This is a genomic window from Bifidobacterium boum, from assembly GCF_000741535.1.
In the GTDB taxonomy this organism is placed as follows: Bacteria; Actinomycetota; Actinomycetes; order Actinomycetales; family Bifidobacteriaceae; genus Bifidobacterium; species Bifidobacterium boum.
Genome location: NZ_JGYQ01000001.1, coordinates 1 through 2549, shown reverse-complemented (window position 1 = coordinate 2549; position 2549 = coordinate 1). Strand labels below are relative to the sequence as shown.

Genomic DNA, 2549 nt, shown 5'->3' with positions numbered 1-2549 from the left:
TGTGTTTTGTCAAGTTGAAGTGGTCCGTTTGAGCGTGTTGTTTTGGTCCAAGTGAGCGGCAGGAATTGGTCCATTTGAGCACGGGGTTCCTGCCGCCCGTTTGTTTTGTTGTCGTGTGTGGTTATTCCATGAGCGCGTGGGTGCGCCGGTACGAGTCGCCGTCGAAGCGGATCATGCGCCCGTGGTGCACGGTCCGGTCGATGATGGCGGCGGCCATGTTCGGGTCGCCGAACACGCGTCCCCAGCCGCTGAATTCGATGTTCGTGGTGAAGATCACGCTCTGACGTTCATACGCATTGGTGACGACCTGGAACAGCAGGCGGCTGCCTTCCTCATCGACGGGCACGTAGCCGAGCTCGTCGATGATCAGGAGCCCCGCCTTGCCGATCATGGCGAGTTCCTTGTCGAGCCGGTTGTCCGTTTTGGCGCGCAGCAGGCGCATGACCAGTCCGGCGGCGGTGAAGAAGCGCGTCTCCGTGCCTTCCCTGCATGCTTTGCGGCCGAGGGCGATGGCCAGGTGCGTCTTGCCCGTGCCGGGAGGCCCGAACAGGACCACGTCCTCGTGCCGCCCGGTGAATTCGAGCGACTCGAGCGACTCGCGCCTGTAATCGACCGGGAAGCGGACCGGTGTCCAGTCGTACCCGTCGAGTTCCTTGGATTGGGGGAACCCGGCCTGTCGCAGCAGGCGCGCGCGTTTCGAGCGCCCGCGGGACGCGATCTCCTCGCGCATCCATGTCTCCATGAACGCCATCTGCGCCGCGGTCGCCTCCTCCAGGCTGTCGGCGAGGACCTGCCGGGTCAGCGGCAGGCCGCGCGCGAGTTCCATGATCGCCTCCATCCGGCGCCCGGTCGAGGCGCGCCGGCGCCTGGTGTCCTGTTCCTTGCCGTTTCCCGTGCTCATGCCATGTCTCCGTTCCCCTCGCGGCCGGGTCTGTTGAACTTGTCGTAGACGCTCAGGTCCGGGACGGGCGTGTCCACGGGCGCCTCCCCTTGGGCGATGCGCCGGGCCATCACGTCCACGCTCGCCGCGTCGATCGGCCTGCCCGCGGACGCAAGGTGGTCCGCGGCGCGCACCGCCGCGTCGAACCCGCTCTCCGTGCTGGCGCGCGCCAACACCCGGAACGCGCCGCGTCTGGCGGCCGCGTCCATCCCGTCGAGCGCTTCGCGCAACGCGTCGGGCACGTCACCGCGGATCGGGCTCTCGCCCCACGCGCGGGTTTTGCGCACCAACGCCGGCAGGACCGCCGCCGGGTCGCGGACCGTGCCGGACGCCTCACCGTACGCGCGGGGCAGGCCCGCGACCTTCCTGCCGTCACCGGTGCGGATCTCCACGTCGAACGCGCGCAACCCGACCTCGAGCCGCCATCCACGCCATGACGGGCCTGCAAGATACCTGTGCCCGTCGACGGCGACGACGCCCTCCTTGTCGGCCTTGCGGGACTCCCACTCGACCGCGTCGAACCGCGTGCGCGGCAACGGCGCCATCGCGTCGCGGTCCTCACCGAACAGGTCGGAGACCGTCCTGCCCAGCCGGTAGTGCGCGCGCCCGGCGAACTCGTCGCAACGGGACAGCAGCCACCGCGCCGACTGCCGATACCCCTCCGCGCTGGGCTGCGGGACCATGAGGTTGCGGCGCAGGAACCCGACCGCGTTCTCCACGCTGCCCTTCTCCCAGCCGCTGCGCGGATTGCAGAACCGCGCCTCCACGCGATGATGCTCGCAGAACAACTGGAACACCCTGACCACACTGACCTTGTCCCACGCGACACGGTGCGCCGCGCCCGTCGCGTTGTCGAACACCAGCAGCGACGGCACCAGGCCGATATGCTCGAAGATCTCCAACAACCCCTCGCACACGCATTCCGCGTTCTCCCCGGGCATCGCGGCCACATACCGCATGTTCGAATGCGGGAACGTGGCCACCAGGCAGTGCACCGTGACCTCGCGGCCGGCAAGCGTGGCCCGGGCCTGGCCGAAATCGACCTGCATCGTGCCGGGCCTCCATTCCAGCTCCATGAACCCGTCCCCCTCGTCGCGACGTTCCTCACGCCACCGCTTGACATACCGTTGGACCATCGAATACGAGCCCTCGAACCCATGTTCGGCGACCAGCCGGTCATACACGCGCCGCGCGGTATGCCGCTGCTTGCGCGGCATACGCAAATCGGCGCCGAGCCACGCGTCGACCGTCTGCGCATACGCGTCGATCCCCGACGCGCGCGCCGGACGCGAGGCCGGTTTCGGCGAACAATCCTCCATCTGTGCATACTTCTTGACGGTCTCCCGCGACACACCCAGGCGCCGCGCTATCTCGCGCCACGGCACCCCTTTCGCGTCAAGGAGTCTGATATCTTGCTGTACTGACACCGGTTTCGTCATTCCTTTCCTTCCCGAAAGCCGTTGGAACCTGCAATTCGGGAAAATATCAAGGTTCGCGCGGAACCGGTGCCCTCATCCCACCGAAGTGATGAAACGGACTAAAACCAACCGCTCACATGGACTAATTCCAGATGCTCAACCGGCCCACTTCCTATTGAACAAACACACTC

2 protein-coding genes are annotated in these 2549 nt (G+C 66.7%); both read right to left on the bottom strand.

Features of this window, described 5'->3' with window-relative positions:
- Positions 1-121: 121 nt before the first annotated feature.
- Complete coding sequence (istB, locus tag BBOU_RS00010) at positions 122-901, bottom strand: IS21-like element helper ATPase IstB (protein ID WP_033490686.1); 780 nt, start codon at positions 899-901, stop codon at positions 122-124.
- The gene (gene istA, locus BBOU_RS00005; RefSeq protein ID WP_035142612.1) at positions 898-2379 is read right to left on the bottom strand and encodes an IS21 family transposase; all 1482 of its coding nucleotides are present in this window, start codon (positions 2377-2379) and stop codon (positions 898-900) included. Before istA ends, istB begins: the two co-directional genes overlap by 4 nt.
- Positions 2380-2549 lie beyond the last annotated feature (170 nt).